The organism is Flavobacterium profundi, assembly GCF_006491645.1.
Taxonomy (GTDB): domain Bacteria; phylum Bacteroidota; class Bacteroidia; order Flavobacteriales; family Flavobacteriaceae; genus Flavobacterium; species Flavobacterium profundi.
In genome coordinates, this window is record NZ_VDCZ01000003.1 from 22,274 (window position 1) to 44,376 (window position 22,103).

Genomic DNA, 22,103 nt, shown 5'->3' on the forward strand with positions numbered 1-22,103 from the left:
AATATTTCATTTTTGCAAATTTAATCAAATTAAACGATTTTAAAAGAAGTACAGAGATTTATGCTTAATCATCAGAATATCAGTTAATTATACTTAAAAAATTAGAGTAACCTAATTTCAACATAATTTACTCCATTTATCCTGGTAAACTTCTAACCTTTTTAGTTTCTTATAATCTAGAGTGGCTCTTTTGTCCCCTAATTTTGGAGAACTTGTAAATAAATTTAAAGCCTCATTTGAGGTTAGTATAAAAAACTCTGGTTTTTCAGATGGTTTATCTATGTGTAAATTAACCAAAACATAATAAATATTAGGTTTTACTTTGGTTTTATCTAAATTCCAACATATTGATTTGGTTCTTTGAATACCTTTAACTTGAATAGCAATAATAGTATCATCTTTTTCAATAAGTAAATCTATGCTCTTGGTGTTTCCAAATGTAAAAGTTACATTATATCCTAACCTTAATAATTCTCCTGCAACATAATATTCAGCAGCTATACCTGTTTGAATTCTTTGTAGTTTTAATTCTTCCATTTATCTCCAATCTAATTGAGAATTATTTGAAATTAAAGTTTTCAGAATTTCAAAACTGTTTAAAAACCAATCTTTAATTAATTTATCAGAATTTTCATTGTTTAAAAATTTTCCTAAATCTTCTTTCAGATAAATAGAAGAACCCCAATTTTCAATTCTACATTTTAAAAGTAATTTCTCTAAATTAATGGCTTTAAATTCTTCATATTGCTCATGGTCTGAACTTACATATATGTGTGTTGATAAAGTTAAACCTTCAAGTTCTATTGCATATAGTACTTCAGAATATTTATTTGATTGAGAAATTAAAATACCTGAATTATAATGACTAATCCTATTATGATTTTTCAATTGATTCCAGTTAAAATTTGAATTGTATTTTTCACAACCAAAAAAACTATTAAATTCAAATTTACAATTATCTATATGAAATTCAACTATCTCGATAGTTTTCATCATATTTTCCATAGTAAGTAAGTTTTCAACTTTGAATGTGTTGTCTTGTGCCATTTTGAAATGATTAAGAAATAATATATAGTCTTTTATTATAGGATTTTCATTATTGTGTTTTTTTAAAAATTTTGCAATTTCAAACCATTTGAATTGTTTAAAATTATAATTGTTAAATTCTTTGTTTCTATTTTTTGGGTCAGTGTATTTAGTACAATAAAAAAGATATTTGTTTAAATTGTAAAAATGAATATCCAGCACTTTACAGTATCTACTTAATTGCTCATGTCCCTCATTAGACTCAACTTTATTTTCAATAAAACAAATATTTTTATTTCCTATAAGAACTAAATCAATAATACAATTTGGGTTATTTGGTAAATCTTTTTTTAATTGAGTTTTAATAACATATTTGTCTTCTGGTAATTTAAGGAAATTATAAATGAAATCATTTTTGACAATTTCAAATAATCTTAAAATATTAGCAAAGCATTCAGTATTAAAATCTTCTAAAGGAGTTTTATTACTGTTTCTGTTTTTGTTGTAAAGATTAATTAAGTCTAAAAACATTTATTTTCTGTTATGTGTTAAAGATAGTTTTTTTCTAAAAAAAAAAATTCTAAAATTTTCACACACACAAACTGCCCTAATAAAAGCACCCCCACTTGTTCTGAAAGAAAACTACCCCCTGCCCAAGTTATATAAATAGACTTTTTAGACCAAGATATTTAAAATACAAAATTTTTTGAAGGATAAATTTTATCACTAACATTGATTCAAACTAATTTCTATTCAAGGTTGTAAAACACCAGGAATCAAACAAAATATGATTCTTTCAATTCCTGGTAGTTTTTTAAATGTTTGTGAATAAAAAAAACAGTCAATTTTAACTATTTTATATAAACCAACCATCTTAAAAACCCTCACTTATACTCAGCAATGATGGTCATTGCATCAATACTTGTTGATTAAGATATTATTCAAGGTGATAGCTGAATTTATTCATGATAGATAAGTATTGATATAATTCAATTCAAAACTCAAAAACAATGGTAACAATTATCAATTTTAAAGAAAGAAACAAAGAAGATGGAACTTCATTTTTTGTATTAGAAGTGCAAGGAGGTATTGAAATGGTACAAAGTAAAGTAACAGGCAATTTTTATGCTACTGCAAAAAAGGCTTATTTGCCTTCTACTTTTGATGCAATGACTTGTCAAGCATTAATTGGAACTCAAATGCAAGGAAGTATTGAAAAAGAGGCATGTGAGCCTTATGAATACACAGTAAAAGAAACTGGTGAGATAATTATATTAACTCACAGATATTGTTATCTACCAGAAGAAAATGAAAAGTCTAAATCAACTTATGATAGTTTTAAAACTTCTGTTGAAACATTCTCATTGAATGATAAACATGAAATGGCAAATGTTTAACAATTATAGAAAGACCTGTTTTAAAATTACAGGTCTTTTTTTATTAATAATAATCTTATGAAAGTAGCAGAAATAAAAGTATCCTACTCAAATATTCAATCAGTTAAACTAAAACTTACTGATAGTAATATCCTTTTTAAATTTCTTTTAAGTAAATGGAATATGGATATAATAGAGTTTCAAGAAGAATGCAAATTAGTTTTAGTAAATAAAGCTAATATAGTTTTAGGTATTTATGATTTATCTAAAGGTGGTATTTCAGGAACTGTTGTTGATATTAAAATTATTTTAAGTGTAGCATTAAAATGTCATGCTTCTGGTATTGTTCTGGTTCATAATCATCCAAGTGGTAATTTAATACCTAGTGAGGCAGATAAACAAATAACTAAAAAATTAAAACAAGCATGTGACTTAATAGAAATAATTTTATTAGACCATTTAATCATTTCAAGAGAGAATTATTATAGCTTTTGTGATTCTGGTAATTTATAAATTATACTTTTTCCAAAACCTTATATATAGAAATGGAAAAAATGTAATTTTTTAAATATTCAAGAGTGTGAATGTGGTTAAAAGTATTTCTTTTTTGATAAATTTTAATAGGTCTAATTTCTTTTAGATAGTATTAATAGCCAAAACTTTATTTATCAAGAGATTTGAAATTTAAAAATTCAGATGCTTCAATTTCTAACTTTTGGGCAAATAAATAAAGTAAATAACTGGATGGATTTGTATTTCCAGCCTCAATTCTACTCATGTTTGACCTTTCTATATCACAGAGATTACCTAACTCAGTTTGAGACATGTTTTTGTCTTCTCTTAGCTGTCTTATTCTTTTCCCTAATGCTATTTGAAATTCTTTCTTGGTCAACTTAAGATAATTAAAAATCAAAAGTTGTCATATTTGATAAAAATATTGCTATCAAATATGATAACATTGTATATTTGTGAAAACATAATGAATGATTATGAAGAATAAAAAGAGCATTCTCATTCAATTATATAATTTAATTTAATAACACTTTTTATGAAAAAAACATTTTACTTTTTAGTATTCATCAGTTTGGTATTTTTTACTAATTGTTCAAGTGATGACAATTCATCTAATCAAAACAATGAAACCTATCAAAAATTAATTGGCAAATGGTATTTTGATGACCCTAGTACTAATCCATCAGTGAATAATTCATTTAAATTCACCTCTAATGGAAATGTAATTTATTCCTATTGGACTGGAACTGGTAATGAGTATGATAATGAAACTGGTACTTTTAGTGTGTCTAATGATATAATGACTATGACTTTTCCTGAGAATGTATCTTTGACTTTTGTTCAGAAAGTTGTATTTATTAACAATGATAAAGTTGAATTTCTAGCCACAGGTAGTCCATCAGAAGAAGCCTATGAAGGAGATTATTTTAGAGATTAAAAATTAATATTTCTGAAAAATGAGCTATAATTTAAACAACATAAAATCAATTATATATAATCCTGATGATGTAAGACACAAAGCTATAGTTAAGAAGTATGTTGATACAATTAAATCTATCAATTCTCCCATAGTTAAAGATTTTAATAAAGTATTAACTGCTAAAGAAGCTTTTGGATTGTTTGTTAATCAAGTGGGTCTTGAAGTAGCCAAAAAACAATTCAATTTATTTAAAAAAGCATATGAACAAGCAGGTATCAGTGTAAATAATTCAAATTGGAATGCTATTTATATTAGCTACTTTTCCATTGATAAAGGGGTTGAAAAAATTAATAATAAAATATCAATTTTGGATAGAGTAAAGAAATGGTGCAAGGGTAATTCAATTTTATTCATATTCTTATATTTCATTGTAAGTCCTATGATATTTACTTTTTCAACTTCCCTAGGATTTATTTACATACTTGTATTAATATGTTTAATAATTTACATATTTTGCTATTAAATACTTCTATTATTGAATATTTGGCTTTAAAAAAATAAATAAATCTATATTTAAATAGATTAATTAATTTCTGAATTTTTTTTACACATATGACTGAAGAAAATTTAATATCAAAAACACTAGTATTACTAACAATAAAAAAGTTGATAAGTTTAGTTTAAAATTTAAAAAATGAAAAACTATACATTATACAAGTTGTATCCAATAAAAAGAAACAAATTCTAGCAAATTATAATAAACCAAGATTTATACAAAAACATTTTTTACTTTAGCCTAAGAATGAAGTAGAATTTTAAGTGGTTTTGAGATAGTTAGGCATACTTTTAGGCATACAAAAAATTATTAAGCTTGTAAATAGTTGATAATTAAGTCTGAAGTGTCACAGGTTCGAGTCCTGTTCCCGCTACTAAAGGAGACCCATCATTACAATTGATGGGTTTTTTATTTGTATTATTTTTACTCTTATCTGTAAATGAATTAGTTAACAAAAACAAGTCGTTTCCTTTTTTGGTTCGAAATGCTTTATTTTTAATAAACAGCACTCCTATACACTATCAATTTGAAAGGCTTAACAATTATTAAATAAATAAACAAAAAAAGAAATAAGCTTAAAATATTTTGCAAAAAAGTAAAAAGCCCTAGTACATATATACTAAATAAAAAAATCCTGATTACAAATACATAATCAGGATTTTCTTGTTTATACAATTCTTTTCTCAGAGTAGTTTTTATTACTTTTTGTAAATATAAATTCCTATACAAAACAATCCTAAGTAAAGAATACTTAAAATAATTTCAAGTCTATATTTACGAAGAAAACGCATTACTCTTTAATTAATTTTATTGATTTAAATGCACCACTTTCAGAAGTAACTTTAACAATATATACACCAGTTGCTTGATTTTCTATTGAAAGCGTTTGTGTATTCGTTATATCTTCCATTAAAACTAATCTTCCAGTTAAATCATGAACCTCAACTTTGACTTTACTTCCTGTAGTAATCGTAAATAAACCTTTAGTAGGATTAGGATAAATTGTAAAATTATTTCCATCAAAAGTTGAAGTACTTAAAGAGGTAACATCTATAGTTACTGGCACACGGTTGCTAGCTGATGCAGTAAACGTGATTCTTTTAATAGTATTATCACCCGTATCTGCAACTAATATATTACCATTTGATTCAATCGCTAGTCCTCTTGGATTATTCATTTGACCTAGAATTTCAAAATTACTTCCATCTGAATCCATTCGATTTATAACATTGGGAGTATTAAGGGCATTAACAATCACAATTTTTCCGTCTGATTGAACAGCGATTCCGTTTGGATAAACATTGCCTGTATTTAAGGTTTCAACATTAGAACCATCTGCATTCATTCTTGTAACTGCAAAATTACCTCTATCAGCTACAACAATTTTATCATCTGGTTGAACTGCAGCTCCTGGAGCATTAGTAAAAACCGGACCTAAATCCTCAATATTAGAGCCATTAGAATTCATTCTCTTAACATTAAAAAGAGTAGTAAATAGAATCTTTCCATCATTCTGTATTGTAAGTCCCCCATTTATAGGAAACCCTGAAGCTAAAGTTTCAATATTGCTCCCATCTGAATTCATTCGTTTTACTTTAGCCCCATTATCACTATCTGTAAAAACAATTTTTCCGTCTGATTGAACAGCGATTCCAGAAGGAGAATTAATCCCAGCTGTAAAAATTTCAATATTAGTCCCGTCTGAATCCATCCTTTTTATAGCATGATTATTAGAATCCGATACTAAAATCTTACCATCAGCTTGAACCGCAACCCCAGAAGGCGCATTAAACCCTGAACCTATTGTCTCTACACTTGTTATATTAGTAAACTGATCCACATAATAAACACCATTACTTAAAACATCTGTACTAGCTAAAGGTGTTCCACCAGTTGCAGTTGTAAACCATTGTGCAGTTCTCCCTGAAGTTGGTGTAGCTATTAAATCAGCAACAGTACTTGCAGGAGGTAATAGGTGTGTATTCTCAGAAATTTTATTTACTGTTATTGCTAATCTATTGCTACTTTCTACTCCACCTATAGTTTGTGAAACATAGTAAGTTGTTTCATCTACTAATAGCGTTGTACTTGGTAATAAGTTGCCACCAGTAGCAACATCGTACCATTTTAAACTATTTCCAGAAACGGATAAAACTGTCAAGTCTTTATCATTACCAGTGTACACTTGTGTTGTCCAAGCAGTTGTAGGTGGATTTGTATAAGCATTAACTGTAACTACAATTTCGCTTCTTGAAGAACTTTCACAACTAGCTCCACTTATTGAGGAAACCCAATATGATGTACTTCCTACTGTAGCAGTTGAAGGTGATGGTGCAGTAGTTGAACCTGTTCCTCCAGTTGAAGTTGTGTACCATAATAATCCACTTCCTGAAGAGGTTGCTGTTAATGACACCGCTACATCGCCTTGATTATACACTACTGGAGAAGTAACCGTTGGTGCTGTTAATGCAGCTGGTTCTGTAATAGTGACAAGTGTTCCGCCTGCTCCACTTATATAATCTGTACAACCAGCATCATCTGTTATCCATGCTCTATAAGTACCAGCCCTAAGATTATTTCTAGTAAAATCATATAATGTACCATCATCCCAAAAAATTGTATAGGGTCCAACTCCACCAGACACACTTAGACTGACACTACCGTCATTACCATCAAAACATGAGACATTTGTTTGACTTGTAATAGTAACTGTTAATATACTTACTATAACATTCACAGCTACTCTATCGCTTTCGCAACCTGCTGCATTTACATTGGTTACATAATATGTGCCAGTCACCAGAGCATCTGTAGGATTCAAGACACTAGTTGATGTCGGTGAATTATACCAATTTATAGTAGCACTTGGTGCAGGCATTAAATCATTTACGGTTGAAGCTGCGCAAAATGTTTGGTTACTTGCTGTTGGAGCAGAAGGTATTGTTGAACCTGTTGTTACAGGAGAACCTGCTAGCCAGTTAGAAGTTGTTCCGTTTAAAGTGAAATTTGTTAATGTACCATTGTTTGCATTACTAGTTCCGTCAGTTAATGTAGTAATTGTAGTATTATCAGCTTGATCAATACCTTGATTAAATTGATAATAAGCCACTAAACCTGTTTCATTTCCTTGTAATTCACAGTTTTTTGAAGCGTTTATTTGTATTTCTGTTCTGGCAACATTCCAAATGCGAACCTCATCAATGTTCCCAGTGTAATGCCTTCCAGTCATTTGAAGATTTTCTCCTATAGTAACATTATAGCCTGAGTTATTTATATTGGCTGTACCTATTAGCTGATTTTCCAAAACACCGTCAATATATATTTTAGCGTTTGCTCCATCATAAGTGGCTGCTACATGATGCCAATTTCCATCAGTTACAGAAGTTGTGGAAAAAAAATCGGTAAAAGCACTTGATCCTGTAAATGCGATTTGCCCCAAATTATTCAATGATACACGCCAACTGTCATCGCCTTTTACAACTAGCGCATCCCATTGTTGTGGTAATACATTAGAATTCATCCAAAACTCAACTGTCATTTGATTGGTAAAGTCAAAAACGCTTTCATTAGGAAGTTGTATGTAATCGTTTACCCCATCAAAATTTAAATGTGTTGCTGGAATAAATGTACAAATTCCAGCAGTTCCTGGACTTCCTTTAATTTCACGTCCATTCACAAAAACTCCAGTACCTTCAGTTGAATCCATCCAATTAGTAGGATCCGAATTATCAGAAATAACATCACATAGTTTAATTGAACTACCCAATCCTGCTGCATTTAATGGCCAAGGAGCTAAATTGTCATAAGTAACAATATCTACTTGATTTGCTAAATTATCAAGTAACTCAATAGTTTCTCCACCATTTGTTAATGCACCAGAAGTCCACTGGTCATCAGCTGTCCCAATTCCAAAAACATTATCTATTTTTGAACTACTACCTGCTAAAACAAAATACTCACCAGGATTTAAATTTACATTACCAAATGTATAGGTTACACCTTGAGAAAAAGTGTAATCTTGTAAATTCAAAGTAACATTACCTCTATTATATAATTCTACATACTCCAAAGAATCTGTCCCTGATTCTGGAGGATTATACATAATTTCAGAAATAACAATTTGTGCATTTAACCTAAAAAAAGAAAAAAGCAAAGTAATAAACACTAAAAATAATAAGTAATTCTGTTTCATTTTTAATTAGTTAAAAATTAATGAAACAAAAGTATTTTTTAAAAGAATAATTTTATTTTAAATGTTGTAGAATGCAGACTTTTGTATGTGAATGACAACTAAATGTAATTTTTATAATTCCTTGAGATAGGTAATTCAATGTTATCTATAAAAATACTTGAAGAACTTTTACTTGTAATTTTACTTTTATTAACCACTATGGAACGATGAATTCTTAAAAATTGTTCTTTATCTAATTTTTCGTAAAACTTTTCTAACGATTCTCTTACAGAAATCTTTTTAGTATTCGTGTAAATATCAATATAATTACCATCACTTTTAATATAAGTCAAATCGCTATATAAAACTACAACTTCATGATGACCATTTTTTATTATAATTTGATTAGATATCGTTTTAAAATTAGCTAATTGAATAGCAGCTAAAATATCCGTTTTTTTTATTGGTTTTGTTAGATATGTTATGGGATTCGTAGCTATTGCATTTTGTATGGTAGCGCTATCGTTTTGAGCTGTAATATAAATGATTATTGCTTCGTCATTTTTTTGTTTTGCAAGTTCAATTCCAGTATCTTTACCTTCTACATTAATATCCATTAATACGATTTCTGGTTTAAACAAATTCATTTTAGAAATAGCCTCTTTACAGTCGTTAGCAATTTCAATATTTGTAAAACCTGAATCCGATAACATTTCAAATATATAATCTGAAATCATTATTTCATCTTCAACTATTAAAATTTTTTTTGAAAAAATCATATTAAATATCCTTTGAAAATTGAAACTTGAACCCTTTTTTAGTTTCAATTGAATAACTAACTTTTAATTGTCTACAAATTTTAGAAATTAATTTGGGTTCTATTTTTTTATTTATCCCTTTTTCGCCATTATTGAAATAAGTATAAATAAATTTATTATTATCAACTATTAATTCAAAATCAATCAGTTTTATTGACTGCTCTTTATGAAAAGCATGTTTCATTGTATTTATATAAAGTTCAGTCAATAAAAGTCCTAAATACATGGCAACATCTGTTTTAATTTCAAAAGATTCTACATGAAATTTTTCTGTAATATTATGTTCTTCAAATAACTCAAAAAAATTGCTTTTAATTTCTGTTAGATAGTCTTGAATATTAATTTTTTCCTTATTTACCGATTTGTATAAGTGACGATGCAAAGTTGCAATAGAGTCAACTTTAGAAAGAATTTTTTCAATTCCATCTGTTTCATTTTTATTGCTTTTTTTTAATTCTTCTGAAATTAAAATTGTTATTAGTTGCAAATTGTTGTTTATTCGATGATTCGCTTCGCTTAATAAAAACTCATTTTCATTTGACAACCGTTCTAATTCTTTATTTTTTAAATTTATTTTTTTATTGTAAAAAACTAAAACTAAAACACCGATTAAAACCAAAAAAACTATTAAGTAAAAAAGTTGTTGTGTCTTTTCTACATCTTCAAGTTTTTGTTTATTAAGATTTAGCTCGTTTTGTTTAATTCTAATTTTATTTTCAATTTCTAAGTCTTTGATATAAAGATTATTTTTATTTCGTTCAATTTCTAATTTTTTTGCTGCTGCTTTTTTATAATAATCATGAGCATTCTCAAAGTCACCATAAACAGCATATAAATCAGAAATATACTCATAAAAAGTTAATGCTTGAAAAACATCTTTTTCAACATCAACTTGTTTTTCTGTATTTTGTAAAAGACCTATTGCTCCCTTTAAATCAATTTCTTTTATTTGAATAAATCTTGCATAATTAATACTATTATCAATTAACGACGAGGACAAATGGTTGCTTGCAGAATATTCATTTGCCTTTTCATAATATTCTCGACTCCGTTCTGTATTAACTCTATATTCATATACTTGAGCAATTTCATTTAATGTATAGGCAACAATTTCTTTATTCTTAATTTTTGAATCTAGTTTTAAAATTGTATCTGAAATATCAAAAATCAATTTTAAAGTATCTTTATTTAAGGAATGGAATGCATTGAAACTAGCCATTTTTCTATTTAGATAATAAGCAACAATATCGGTGTTAGTAAAAATGTCTTTATTTCTATTAAAAAAAAAATGGGCATCACTAATTGTTCTATCGTTTAAAGATTTAGAAACTGTACTTCTTGAAAGCTCTGCCTTTAGTGCGTAAATAAGTAATATACTATCAGGAAAATTACTTTTTTTTATCTCATATTCTGCTTTATCTAAATAAAAATAACTACTATCAGGTTTTCCTAGTATTTTTAATATCTTAGAATAAGTTACCACAAATTTTGAATTTGAGCTTGGATTTATTTTATAAGCTTTCCTGTAAAAATAAGCAGCCGAATCAATTTTATTATTATCGAAGTAACTTATCGATTTTTTATATAAATAATCGGATTGAGAAAATAGAGAACCAGTAAATAGTAGTATTAATAAAATAAAAAAACGCATATTAAGTATTTTTGCTCCTATTTAAAAGTTGCATTAAAATGTTAATTTAAAAAAACTAACTACTTTTTTAAAATATTATTTTTTACAAAAGTGGATGTAAAAGTAATTATTTAAAATGAACCAAAATAAATTTAATTAGACTTTCAAAATCTTATCATTTTCAATTCAAATATTTCTTTTATATTTACAATCAAGTTTAGACTTATTATTAGTTAAGTCTACTAAAGACACCCGTCATTCTAATTGATGGGTTTTTTATTTTTTACTTTTCTTAGACGCAAAAAACTATAATGAAATTATCCGAATATATAAAAAAGAGAAATGGAGTTCCTATAGGACATTCTAAATCACTTCAAAATAACCTGAAAAGATCACTAGAAGCTAAAAATTTTTCAACCTTTTGGAACTTTTGGAATCCAATTTTTAGCTATTATCTTGGTACAAAAATATTTAAACCCTTAAAAAAAGTATTTCCCATAGGACTTTCTATAGTTTTGACATTTGTTTTCTGTGGTCTAGTTCATGACTTAGTAACGACTGTAGTAAGAGGAAAAATTTCGCTATTTTTTACGGTTTGGTTTTTTATAATGGGGATTATGGTCGTAGTTTCAAAACAAATCGATTATGACTTATCTCATAAGAAATGGATACTAAGAGCATTCGTAAATATAGCCCTAATTGGAGTTTGTTTATTTCTTACCAATGTTTTAAATAGATTACTTCATTTTTATTAAAATGTACAGAAGAAATAAAAAAAGCCCCGTAAAACGGGGCTTACAAAAGTGAATCATCTAATCACAATGATAATCTTCGTTCAGTTATTTGGTTAACAGCCGTAAAATTAACATCTACCAGAAATAGTATCGTCATAAAATCTATAACTTATCCCAATAATTGCCCTAATTATTAAAGGGATGGTATGGATTAGATAAGGGACACTTTTAAATCAAACTTTAATTTCTGCTAATCAAATTTATTAAAAATTTCATTACCATTTCTTAAAATAAAATTAAGATTCGATTTATTATGAATTCATATTCAAAACATCTTTTTAAAACAATTTTTGTTTCACATATACAATGAGACCAAAAAAGACATCTATTAAGATGTCTTTTATATTTAAAATAGTAATTAAAACTTCTTATTTAGTTGCTTTAACAGCTACACTAATTTCAATGTCTTTACTAATCATCCATTCCGCAGGATCTGCTTCTGTAGTACCAAATTTAATACCCCAATCTGCACGATTCACTGTGAAATCTGCTAAAATACTTACTGTATTCTCTACTACATCAATTTTAGCTGGGAAAGACACATTCATAGTATTTCCTAATAATGTTAAATTTCCACTTAACATTTTGTTTGCTCCTGCAACTCCTTCTCCTTCAGCAACTGGAGCTGATAAGTCTTCCACTTTTGTAATTTTAAAATCTGCTGTTTTGTTATTTTCAACATTAAAGAAATCAGCATTTTTTAAATGCGCTTCTAAATCTGCTGCTTTTTTTCCTTCTTCTGTAACTGAAGCTGGATCTACTTTTAAAGACTCCATATCGATAACAAAGCTACCTGCATTCACAGCTTCACCAGAAACTGAAATTTGACCAGTTTGAATACTTAAAGTTCCCCATCGTGGTGCAAAACCACCTTTATGGAACGCTTTCCATTTTACAACAGAAGCTGTAGTGTCTACCGCAAATACATTCTCAGTTGTTGCTGCTACCTCTTGCTCTTCAGTTGTTGTCGTGTCTGTTTTTTTATCTCCACACGATACTAAAATAAAACCTGCTGCTACTAAAGCAAATAAACCCTTTTTTGTCATAATGTTCGTTTTAAATTATTTTATTTTTTTGAATGGAACAAATTACGGAATTTCAAATGAAAACAAAAGTTAATCTAGATTAAGAAATGAATAAACCATAAAAAAACAGTTTTTCTACAGATTGATTCTTGAGATTTGAAAAAAAATAAAGAATAATGTATTTCAAAATCAAAACCTTTCTACTATTTCTATTTACTGTTTCAACTGTTTTTTCGCAACAGAATACTACAACCACTCTATCAGGAAAAATAATTGATACTAATAAAAATGAATTACCATATGTAAACGTTACTTTACATAGTGTTCCTAGTAATGATTTTATATCCGGAACAATTACAGATGATAACGGTTCTTTTTCAATTACTCCTATAAAAAAAGGAACTTATAAAGTTAAATTTACTTATATAGGTTTTAAAACCAAAGAAGAAACAATTTACATTGGTGAAGTTTCCGATTTTTTAGACCTCGGTAAAATTACGCTAGAAGAAGATATTTCTCAATTACAAGAAGTTGAAATAACTTATAAAAAAGATGCGATAAATGACAAAATGGATAAAAAGTCATATACACTAAGTGATAATTTAAGTCAGACTGGTGGTTCTGTACTACAAGCCATGCAAAACCTTCCAGGTGTTAGTATTCAAGATGGTAAAGTCCTTTTAAGAGGAAATGATAAAGTACTCGTTTTAATTGATGGCAAACAAACAGCTCTAACTGGTTTCGATAATCAAAATGGGTTAGATAATTTAGCTTCTTCAGCCATAGAAAAAATAGAAATTATAAATAATCCTTCCGCAAAATACGATGCTAATGGAAATGCTGGAATTATCAATATTATTTTTAAAAAAAATCAAGATAATGGCTTGTCAGGAAAAGTAGGTTTAAATTCAGGTTTAGGCTCTCTTTGGGTTAGAAAAGAGAATTTACCTTCTATTCGTCCGCAATATCAAAACACACCAAAAATTAACCCTTCTTTTAATTTAAATTTTAAAAAAAATAAACTAAATGCATTCTTTAACTCCGATTATCTTTACACAGAAACTTTAAACAAGAATGAGTTTGTAACACGAACCTATTCTGATGGTACAGTTATTAACCAACAAACTAAAAGAAATAGAAACACTCATTTTTTAACCTTAAAATCAGGAATCGATTGGAATATTAATGACAAAAATACCTTAACATTTTCTACTTTGTATGGATTGGAAAAAATTATAGATAATGGTGACGAACCCTTCTTTAATGCAGATTTTTCTCAAAGAATTCGACTATGGCAATTTTTAGAAGACGAATTAAAAACTACTTTTATGGCTTCTACTTCGTACCAACATAAATTTAATGAACCTGGTAGTTTTTTAAATGTGAATTTTAATTATACATTTCACAGAGAAGATGAAAAATATTTTTTCGACAACTACTTACCCTCTAGTACAGGCACTGACGCTTTTAAATTACTTTCAGAAGAAAAAGTAGCTGACTTAAATATAGATTACAATAAACCTTTAAAACAAGGAAAATTAGAATCGGGGTTCAAATTTAGATATCGAGAAATTCCAACTAATATGAACTTTATTCCAGGATCAAACTCTGTTTTAGATGCTTCTGCAGGTGGGAAAGCAACATATAAAGAAATAATCCCTGCTGTATACTCGAACTATAATTACGAAAACAGTAAAGTACAAATTGAAACCGGTCTTCGTATTGAATATGTAGATTTAAACTATTATGTAAATCCAAATCATAATACCTATAAAAGTGATGGTTACAATTATTTCCAACCTTTTCCAAGTGTTCGCTTTTCTTATAAAGTAAATGAAAAAGACAGATTATCATTCTTCTATAACAGACGTGTAGACAGACCTAAAGAAGTAGATATTCGAATTTTTCCTAAATATGATGATGCTGAGATAGTAAAAGTGGGTAATCCTGCCTTAAAACCACAATACACCAATACTTTAGAAGCAAGTTATAAAAAAAACTTAGAGAAAGGATATTTCTATGCTTCGCTCTATCATAAAATTGTAAATGCAACTATTTCTCGTATTGCTACAACTGACAATAATTCAAGCAATACTATTATCTATAATGTATTTCAAAATGCAGGAAACAGTAAAAACTCAGGAATAGAATTACTCTTTTCAAATGAAGTAACTGATTGGTATACTTTTAATTTAAATGGAACTTTCTATTATAATGAAATCGATGCTTTTACCGTTACAAGCCTTTACCCTACTCCAAGTGTATATAGTTCAGACAAACAAAGTATTTTCTCAGGAAATATAAAGTGGAACAATACTTTAAAATTTAAGTCTAATCTTTCAGGACAAATAGCGGCTTACTATTTGGCCCCTGAAATTGTTCCTCAAGGTAAAATACAATCGAGATATGCAGTTGATTTGGGTTTAAAGAAAATCATTCAAAAAGGCAAAGGTGAAATTTATTTCAATGCAACAGATGTCTTCAACACTTTGGTTACCAAAGCTTCATACAATGGAAGTAACTTTAATTATACGAGTAATAATTATGCAGAAACGCAGGTTTTTAGACTCGGTTATAATTACAAATTCTAAAAATAAAAAAAAAGCATCTCAATCGAGATGCTTTTCTTTTCTAAAATCTAAAAAAACTTATTCTACTCCTACAATTTTGAGAAACTCTCCTGAAGAGTTGAATAGTAAATCTTGCTTTTTCCCATCTATTTTTAATTCAACTTCGTATGTAACTGCTTGTTGTATATCGGTAATTTTTGCTGTTTCACTTACTTTACTTTTTGGATATTCTTTTGTTAAATAGGTAAGTACGCTTTGAGGCAATTCATTTTCGCTTATCTCTATTTCAGAAGCGGTTTTATTGCCTTCAAAATCATAATTCTCTGAAGCATCTTTACCGTTAATTTCAAACTCTGCTTCATAACCATCTTTTTCAACATCCCAACTAACTTTCACATTTGGATGTGCTTTTTCAAACGCATTACGAACATTTTGTGGTACTTTTTTTTCTTGAGCACAAGACATCATGATGGATGTAAATGCTACCATAATTGCCATTACTGATTTTTTCATTGTTTTCTTTTTTTAAGGTTTATTTTCAAACTTAAAAAGGAAATCTATTGTAATTCTGTATTTTGCGAAAGCTTAAAGTAATGCTTTCCGTTTTCATAATAATAGGTAATTTGAATTGCGTTTAATTGTGCAATTTCTTTTACAATTGAAAGTCCTAAACCAATAGAACTGGAATCATTAGATATTTTTTGAAAACGTTCATAAATAAGTTGTTCGTCTAAAGGTTTTTCATTTCCATCGTTACCAATAATAATAGCATTGTCTTCATTAAAAACGATTAACTCACCATCCATTTTATTATGCCTAATGGCATTTTGAATTAAATTATTCATTATTACATATCCTAACTCTTCATTGATTTGAATGAAAAAAGTATCGGTTACTATATTCTTAATTTTTAATTCTTTTTCATTTATAAAATGCTCATTATTTAAAAGAATCTTTTCGATTATTGGCTTGATCTTTATTTTTTGAGAAATTTCAAATTGATTGTTTTCAATCTTTGATAATAGTAAAAGAGACTTATTTATGCGACTTAATCGGTTAATTGCATCGTCAATACCACCTAATAAATTATATTCGTTTTCAGATAAGTTACTAGATTGCATTAATAAATCGATTTTAGATTTTATAATGGCCAATGGCGTTTGAAATTCATGTGAAGCATTTTCAGAGAATTTTTTCTGATTGTTGTAATCCAAAATCATTTTTTCAGTCATGTTTTGAATTGATTTATTTAGCTCTTCAAACTCAGTAATAGATGTTTTCTCGAAAGATAAATGTTGTCCATTCGTAACTTTAAAATTTTTAATTTTTAAAACGGTTTCAAAGAAAGGATGCCAAATTAACTTTGAAATTCGAATGTTTATAAAAAGAATTGTTAGAAGTAACAAAACCAATATTGTAATGAAAACAGTTAGAATTACTTCTAATACTTCATCATACTCCATCGAACTTTTCCATACTTTGACTAAATAATTTTTGCCTTGAATAGTCGTTTTTTTTTGCAACATTTTATTCAACACAAATTCTTGTTGAATTTCAGAATAGATTAAAGTATCAGTAATTTGATTGGGCACAGCTGTAGTTGCATCAATTTCTTTAATAAATATTTCTCTATTTTCCTTAAAAATATTCAATAATATGGTATCGTTTTCTATGAGATGCTGTTCTACTACTTGCATTCTTGTACTAAGTAGTGCTTCGTTACTTTCTCCAATTTCATGCAACATAAACAAATATGAAAATACAGCCGAAAAAAATAGAATTGGCAACGTAAATAAGATATAATACTTACTAGTTTTGTTTATTAGTTTCATAAAATTGTTTTGAAGGAATACCCTATACCATAAATGGATTTTATATAGTCGTTACATTGTAATTCTAATAGTTTTTTTCTTAGGTTTTTCACATGATTATAAATAAAATCAAAATTATCAAACTGATCGGCATTATCTCCCCAAAGATGTTCCACTAAAGCATTTTTTTGAATAACTCTATCTTTATTTACTAAAAAATATTCTAATAAATCATATTCTTTTGTAGTTAAATTTACTAACGTATTATGTATTAAAACTTTTCTTTCTTCCGGAATAATTTCAATTTCATTGAAAACAATTGAAGAAGTTCCTTCATAATTATTTCTTCTCATTAAAGCTTTAATTCGAGCATTTAATTCAGGTAAATAAAAAGGTTTCGGTAAATAATCGTCTGCTCCTAAATTCAAACCATCAATTTTATCATCTAAAGAATTTTTCGCTGAAATAATGATGATTCCCGTTTTAGGCCTAATCTTTTTTATTTCTTGAATTAAATCCAAACCTGTACCATGAGGTATCATAATATCAATTAAAATACAATCATACTCATACAAATGTATCTTTTGCATGGCTAAATTGAAATCAGAAGCATACTCTACTAAATATTTTTCCATTTCTAAATATTGTAGAATACTATCTTTCATTTCTATCTCATCTTCAACCAAAAGTATTTTCATTTTTATATTTTTTGAGGATAAAATAACTTACAAATTCTATTTAAATTCTGTTTTTTTTTTAGCTTATATCCAAAAATACAGATTTGCTACAGAATTCCATTTAAAATTTGTTATAAAAAAACAAATGTTTACATTCTCACTTCGCAATAGCAGATATCAATTACTAAAAGCGTTTATAATTTGGTTTCTATTATTTTCATTACTGCTAAGAATTATATTCTTTATTTGGCACTTTAATGACGTTTCTAAAACGTTTAACAATCTGATGCTAACTTTTGGACTTGGTTTTGTATTTGACGTGGGTGTGATTAGCATGATTACATTGCCATTGGTAATTTACATTGCAATTTTTCCAAATAAATGGATTGGTAAATTATTAGATAAAATTCTGATATTTTTCTTTACTTCACTTACATTATTCATTTTAGTCTTTACTTTTTTAGCTGAAATTACTTTTTGGGAAGAATTTAAAAATCGATTCAATTTTATTGCTGTTGATTATTTAATCTATACTTTTGAAGTTATAGCTAACATTCAAGAATCTTATAATTTAACCTTGTTAATAGCAATTGTTGTTATAATAACCTTAGCTATTTTATATATTTTTATCAAAAAGAAAGTGTTTACAAAAACATTTAAATATTCTACAGATTTAAAAACTAGAGCACTTGTTCTAAGTACTTTTATTTTCATAATTTATATTTACATAAAATTCATCCCTAATAATTTAGCTGAAGCAACAGGAAATCGTTACAACGATGAAATCTCTAAGGCAGGAATTTATTCATTTTTTGCTGCCTTTAGAAACAATCAAATGAAATATGAGAAATTTTATACTTCTATTGATAACAAAAAAGCTTTTGAAATTATTCGAAAAAAATTAAGCGAACCTAATAGTAAATTTGACACCTTACAATCTCCAATTCATCGATTCATCGCAAAAAATGATACTATATCTCCTCAAAAGAAAAACGTTGTTTTCATTTTGGTAGAAAGCTTAAGCGCTAGTTTTTTAAAAAAACATGGAAATCAAGAAAAGATAACTCCTTTTTTAGACAGTTTAACACAAAATGCTGTTTATTTTGACAATCTATATGCTACAGGAACAAGAACTGTAAGAGGTATGGAAGCTGTCACATTATGCATTCCTCCTACTCCAGGACAAAGTATTGTTAAAAGACCCGAAAATCACAATTTATTTACGATTGCTAGTGTTTTTAAATCAAAAGGATATCAAAATAATTTCTTCTATGGTGGTGATGGTTATTTTGATAATATGAATTCTTTTTTTGGTGGTAATGGTTTTTATATTTATGATAGAGGTCGAGGAAGCATCTTAAATGATGATATTAAAACCACGCGACATAATATAAATGATAATGAAGTAACGTTTGAAAACGCATGGGGAATTTGTGATGAAGATATTTACAACAAAATGCTTACTGTGGCAGACCAGCAATATGCGGAGCAAAAAATGTTCTTTAACTTTATCATGACCACTTCTAATCATAGACCTTATACTTATCCTGAAAATAAAATCGACATTCCTTCAGGAACCGGAAGAAGTGGTGCGGTTAAATATACTGATTATGCTTTACATCAATTTTTCAAAAAAGCCAAAGAGAAAACTTGGTATAAAGAAACAGTTTTTGTAATTATAGCTGATCATTGTGCTAGTAGCGCTGGAAAAAATGAAATCGATATTATCAATTATCACATTCCTGCATTTATCATTAATGCATCCGAAATTGAAAATCAAATTATCTCGAAACAATGTTCTCAAATTGACCTCTTCCCAACTTTATTTGGTGTTTTAAATTGGGATTACGAATCTAATTTTTATGGCAAGAATGTACTTGAAAAATCATTTGAAGAAAGAGTTTTATTAGGTACTTATAGAAAACTGACTCTAATGAAAGGGAATAAAGCTTTTATTTTATCGGACCAAAAAAGACAAACGTTTAATATTTGGGATCAAAACACTAATAATTTAAAAGAAATTCCAATCGATAACACTTTTAAAGAAGAAGCAATTTCATGGTATCAAACTGCTGATTATTTATTTACACACAAACTTTTAAAGTAATTTAAAATGGAAAAAAACAATAAAATTGCAGCAATTACTTTAGTGTTTTGGTTATTAAAAATTATTGCCACAACACTTGGTGAAACATTAGGTGATTTACTATCTATGACTTTAAATTTAGGATATGGTAAAGCTTTTTTAATCACATTAGCATTCTTTTTAATTGTTTTAGTAATACAGTTAAAAGCTAGAAAGTACATCCCCGTTTACTTTTGGTTAGTAATTATCAGCACAACTACTTTTGGAACTGAAATCTCAGATTTTATCGATAGAACACTTCATTTTGGTTACACTCTTGGAACATTACTATTAGCATTAGGTTTGACTATTTCATTAGTGATTTGGTATAAAAAATATAAATCACTAACTGTTTACCCAATATTTGAAAAAGAAAAAGAACTGTTATTTTGGATTGCCGTTTTATTTTCGAATAGTCTTGGAACTGCTTTTGGTGATTATATAAGTGATGTACTTAACTTTAGTTATATTAATGGTGCTCTTATAACAGCAGGTATTATAATTATAGTAGTAGCACTCCATTATTTCACCAAAATAAACAAAGTCGTGTTATTTTGGATAGCCTTTATTTTTACAAGACCGTTTGGAGCTACTTTCGGAGATTTTCTAACGAAACCAATTAATAAAGGTGGTTTAGACTTAGGGACTCTAAATGCTACAATCATTTCATTAGGTCTTATCATAATACTATTACTTTTTAATCATTATAAAAGAAATCAAAAAATGGAAATATGAAAAAAGTTGCCCCTCTACTACTCTTATTACTTGCCAATTACACCTACTCACAAAGCAAGCAAAATGATTCCATCCAAAAAAACAAATTTAACTATAAAGCACTTATCATTCCCTCAGTATTAATTGGATATGGTGTAATAGGAATTGAAAGTGATGGAATAAAAAATTTTAATTCTGAAATTAAAGAAGAAATTAATGAAAATATTGATGAAAAGATTTCGATAGACGACTTTAGTCAATACCTACCTGCTGCAAGTGTTTACGGATTAAACTTGGCAGGAATTGAAGGAGAACATAATTTTAGAGACAGAACCGTCATTTTAACCACATCCTATCTTTTAGTTTCTGCCAGTGTTCTCAGTATTAAAAGTATTTCTCATATAGAAAGACCTGATGGCTCATCAAATAATTCATTTCCTTCAGGACATACTGCAACAGCTTTCGCAGGTGCTGAATTTCTTTGGCAAGAATACAAAAATCAATCAGTATGGTATGGTATTACTGGATATGCAATTGCAACTGGAACAGGTTTGTTTAGAATGTACAATGACAGACATTGGTTAACAGATGTTGCAGCTGGAGCAGGAATAGGAATTTTATGCACCAAAACTGCTTATTGGCTATATCCTAAAATTAATTCGTTACTCTTTAAAAAAGAATCGAAAAATAAAGTTGCTGCTTTACCTTATTATAATGGTAAACAATTTGGATTTGCACTAAGTTGTCATTTTTAAATTGCAATTGCATTCCATAAATTTTTATTATAACCCAATTTTTACTACATTTAAAAGATAAATTTTATCTTAACTTAAAAAGTATCACTATGGGAAAATTTGTAATCTCTAAAAGAACTAACGGAGAATTTCAATTTAATTTAAAAGCTACTAACGGACAAGTTATTTTAGCGAGTGAAGGTTATGCTACCAAAGCCAATTGTCAAAACGGAATTGAATCTGTAAAAAAGAATTCACAACTAGACGAACGTTTTGAAAAGAAAACTTCTTCTAATGGAAAAGCATATTTTTCTCTTAAAGCTTCTAACGGTCAAATTATTGGTTCTAGTGAAATGTATGAAAGTACAGCTGCTCGTGATAACGGAATTGAATCGGTTAAAAAAAATGCTCCCGATGCAACTGTTGAAGATTTGAGCTAACAACTTATGATATCTCTTTATTTAAAAGCTATTGTTTCAATAGCTTTTTTATTTATTACAACTATTTATTTTTCAAACATTTACTTTATATTGTAAAATATTTTTTAACTTTTCTGTAACATTTTTAATTACTTCAACGTAAAACTACTATCAAAGAAATTGAAATGTAACCTCATGAAAACTGCTCCTACACTTCTTATTTTT

20 protein-coding genes are annotated in these 22,103 nt (G+C 27.9%); 10 read left to right on the forward strand and 10 right to left on the reverse strand.

Annotation, left to right across the window (positions count from 1 at the left end; all coding sequences use genetic code 11):
- Positions 1–117 precede the first annotated feature (117 nt).
- Together FHG05_RS05180 and FHG05_RS05185 are read right to left on the reverse strand one after the other, a co-directional pair.
- A complete protein-coding gene (locus FHG05_RS05180; protein WP_140996955.1) occupies positions 118–537 on the reverse strand; it encodes a group I intron-associated PD-(D/E)XK endonuclease in 420 nt (139 codons plus the stop codon).
- Positions 538–1,557 carry a PD-(D/E)XK nuclease family protein gene (locus FHG05_RS05185; protein WP_140996956.1) on the reverse strand — a complete coding sequence of 340 codons (1,020 nt, stop codon included), beginning with the start codon at positions 1,555–1,557 and terminating at the stop codon, positions 538–540.
- 479 nt (positions 1,558–2,036) lie between these two features.
- Between FHG05_RS05185 and FHG05_RS05190 the strand changes: the two genes are divergently transcribed.
- Both FHG05_RS05190 and FHG05_RS05195 read left to right on the forward strand, forming a co-directional pair.
- A complete protein-coding gene (locus tag FHG05_RS05190; protein ID WP_140996957.1) occupies positions 2,037–2,423 on the forward strand; it encodes a hypothetical protein in 387 nt (128 codons plus the stop codon).
- 57 nt (positions 2,424–2,480) lie between these two features.
- Complete coding sequence (locus tag FHG05_RS05195) at positions 2,481–2,915, forward strand: JAB domain-containing protein (protein ID WP_140996958.1); 435 nt, start codon at positions 2,481–2,483, stop codon at positions 2,913–2,915.
- 148 nt (positions 2,916–3,063) lie between these two features.
- Here FHG05_RS05195 and FHG05_RS05200 read toward each other — a convergent pair whose 3' ends face one another.
- On the reverse strand, positions 3,064–3,315 hold the full coding sequence (locus tag FHG05_RS05200) for a helix-turn-helix domain-containing protein (protein ID WP_317130132.1): 252 nt from the start codon (positions 3,313–3,315) through the stop codon (positions 3,064–3,066).
- Between the two features lie 135 nt (positions 3,316–3,450).
- Between FHG05_RS05200 and FHG05_RS05205 the strand changes: the two genes are divergently transcribed.
- The gene (locus tag FHG05_RS05205) at positions 3,451–3,852 is read left to right on the forward strand and encodes a hypothetical protein (protein ID WP_140996959.1); all 402 of its coding nucleotides are present in this window, start codon (positions 3,451–3,453) and stop codon (positions 3,850–3,852) included.
- 19 nt (positions 3,853–3,871) lie between these two features.
- The gene (locus FHG05_RS05210; RefSeq protein WP_140996960.1) at positions 3,872–4,357 is read left to right on the forward strand and encodes a hypothetical protein; all 486 of its coding nucleotides are present in this window, start codon (positions 3,872–3,874) and stop codon (positions 4,355–4,357) included.
- A gap of 823 nt (positions 4,358–5,180) precedes the next feature.
- Here the strand turns inward: FHG05_RS05210 and FHG05_RS05215 are convergent.
- From FHG05_RS05215 to FHG05_RS05225, 3 genes are all read right to left on the reverse strand, one after another.
- Positions 5,181–8,582 carry a LamG-like jellyroll fold domain-containing protein gene (locus FHG05_RS05215; RefSeq protein WP_140996961.1) on the reverse strand — a complete coding sequence of 1,134 codons (3,402 nt, stop codon included), beginning with the start codon at positions 8,580–8,582 and terminating at the stop codon, positions 5,181–5,183.
- A 98-nt stretch (positions 8,583–8,680) separates the two neighbouring features.
- A complete protein-coding gene (locus tag FHG05_RS05220; protein WP_140996962.1) occupies positions 8,681–9,340 on the reverse strand; it encodes a LytR/AlgR family response regulator transcription factor in 660 nt (219 codons plus the stop codon).
- Position 9,341: 1 nt separating this feature from the next.
- Positions 9,342–11,030 carry a sensor histidine kinase gene (locus FHG05_RS05225; protein WP_140996963.1) on the reverse strand — a complete coding sequence of 563 codons (1,689 nt, stop codon included), beginning with the start codon at positions 11,028–11,030 and terminating at the stop codon, positions 9,342–9,344.
- A 290-nt stretch (positions 11,031–11,320) separates the two neighbouring features.
- Here FHG05_RS05225 and FHG05_RS05230 point away from each other — a divergent pair, with 290 nt between their 5' ends.
- Positions 11,321–11,764, forward strand: coding sequence for an acyltransferase (locus tag FHG05_RS05230; protein WP_140996964.1), 444 nt, complete (start codon positions 11,321–11,323; stop codon positions 11,762–11,764).
- 407 nt (positions 11,765–12,171) lie between these two features.
- Here the strand turns inward: FHG05_RS05230 and FHG05_RS05235 are convergent, their stop codons facing one another.
- Entirely contained in the window at positions 12,172–12,849 is a 678-nt protein-coding gene (locus FHG05_RS05235) for a YceI family protein (protein ID WP_140996965.1), read from the reverse strand.
- A gap of 155 nt (positions 12,850–13,004) precedes the next feature.
- Here FHG05_RS05235 and FHG05_RS05240 point away from each other — a divergent pair, with 155 nt between their 5' ends.
- Positions 13,005–15,419 (forward strand): TonB-dependent receptor domain-containing protein, encoded by a 2,415-nt coding sequence (locus FHG05_RS05240; RefSeq protein ID WP_140996966.1) that lies wholly within the window; start codon positions 13,005–13,007, stop codon positions 15,417–15,419.
- Positions 15,420–15,476: 57 nt separating this feature from the next.
- Here FHG05_RS05240 and FHG05_RS05245 read toward each other — a convergent pair whose 3' ends face one another.
- From FHG05_RS05245 to FHG05_RS05255, 3 genes are read right to left on the reverse strand one after another with little or no spacing between them, the layout of a single operon-like run.
- Positions 15,477–15,911 (reverse strand): PepSY-like domain-containing protein, encoded by a 435-nt coding sequence (locus FHG05_RS05245; RefSeq protein WP_140996967.1) that lies wholly within the window; start codon positions 15,909–15,911, stop codon positions 15,477–15,479.
- A gap of 44 nt (positions 15,912–15,955) precedes the next feature.
- Positions 15,956–17,230: a sensor histidine kinase gene (locus tag FHG05_RS05250; protein ID WP_140996968.1), complete on the reverse strand. Its 1,275-nt coding sequence runs from the start codon at positions 17,228–17,230 to the stop codon at positions 15,956–15,958.
- Positions 17,227–17,907: a response regulator transcription factor gene (locus FHG05_RS05255; RefSeq protein WP_140996969.1), complete on the reverse strand. Its 681-nt coding sequence runs from the start codon at positions 17,905–17,907 to the stop codon at positions 17,227–17,229. Before FHG05_RS05255 ends, FHG05_RS05250 begins: the two co-directional genes overlap by 4 nt.
- A gap of 124 nt (positions 17,908–18,031) precedes the next feature.
- Here FHG05_RS05255 and FHG05_RS05260 point away from each other — a divergent pair, with 124 nt between their 5' ends.
- The 4 genes from FHG05_RS05260 (at position 18,032) to FHG05_RS05275 (ending at position 21,899) form a co-directional block, all read left to right on the forward strand.
- A complete protein-coding gene (locus FHG05_RS05260) occupies positions 18,032–19,993 on the forward strand; it encodes an LTA synthase family protein (protein WP_140996970.1) in 1,962 nt (653 codons plus the stop codon).
- A gap of 6 nt (positions 19,994–19,999) precedes the next feature.
- Positions 20,000–20,746, forward strand: coding sequence for a COG4705 family protein (locus FHG05_RS05265; protein WP_140996971.1), 747 nt, complete (start codon positions 20,000–20,002; stop codon positions 20,744–20,746).
- Positions 20,743–21,480, forward strand: a complete 738-nt coding sequence (locus FHG05_RS05270; RefSeq protein WP_140996972.1) for a phosphatase PAP2 family protein — start codon at positions 20,743–20,745, stop codon at positions 21,478–21,480. The genes FHG05_RS05265 and FHG05_RS05270 overlap by 4 nt, the downstream gene beginning before the upstream one ends.
- 89 nt (positions 21,481–21,569) lie before the next feature.
- Entirely contained in the window at positions 21,570–21,899 is a 330-nt protein-coding gene (locus FHG05_RS05275; protein WP_140996973.1) for a YegP family protein, read from the forward strand.
- Positions 21,900–22,103: the final 204 nt, after the last annotated feature.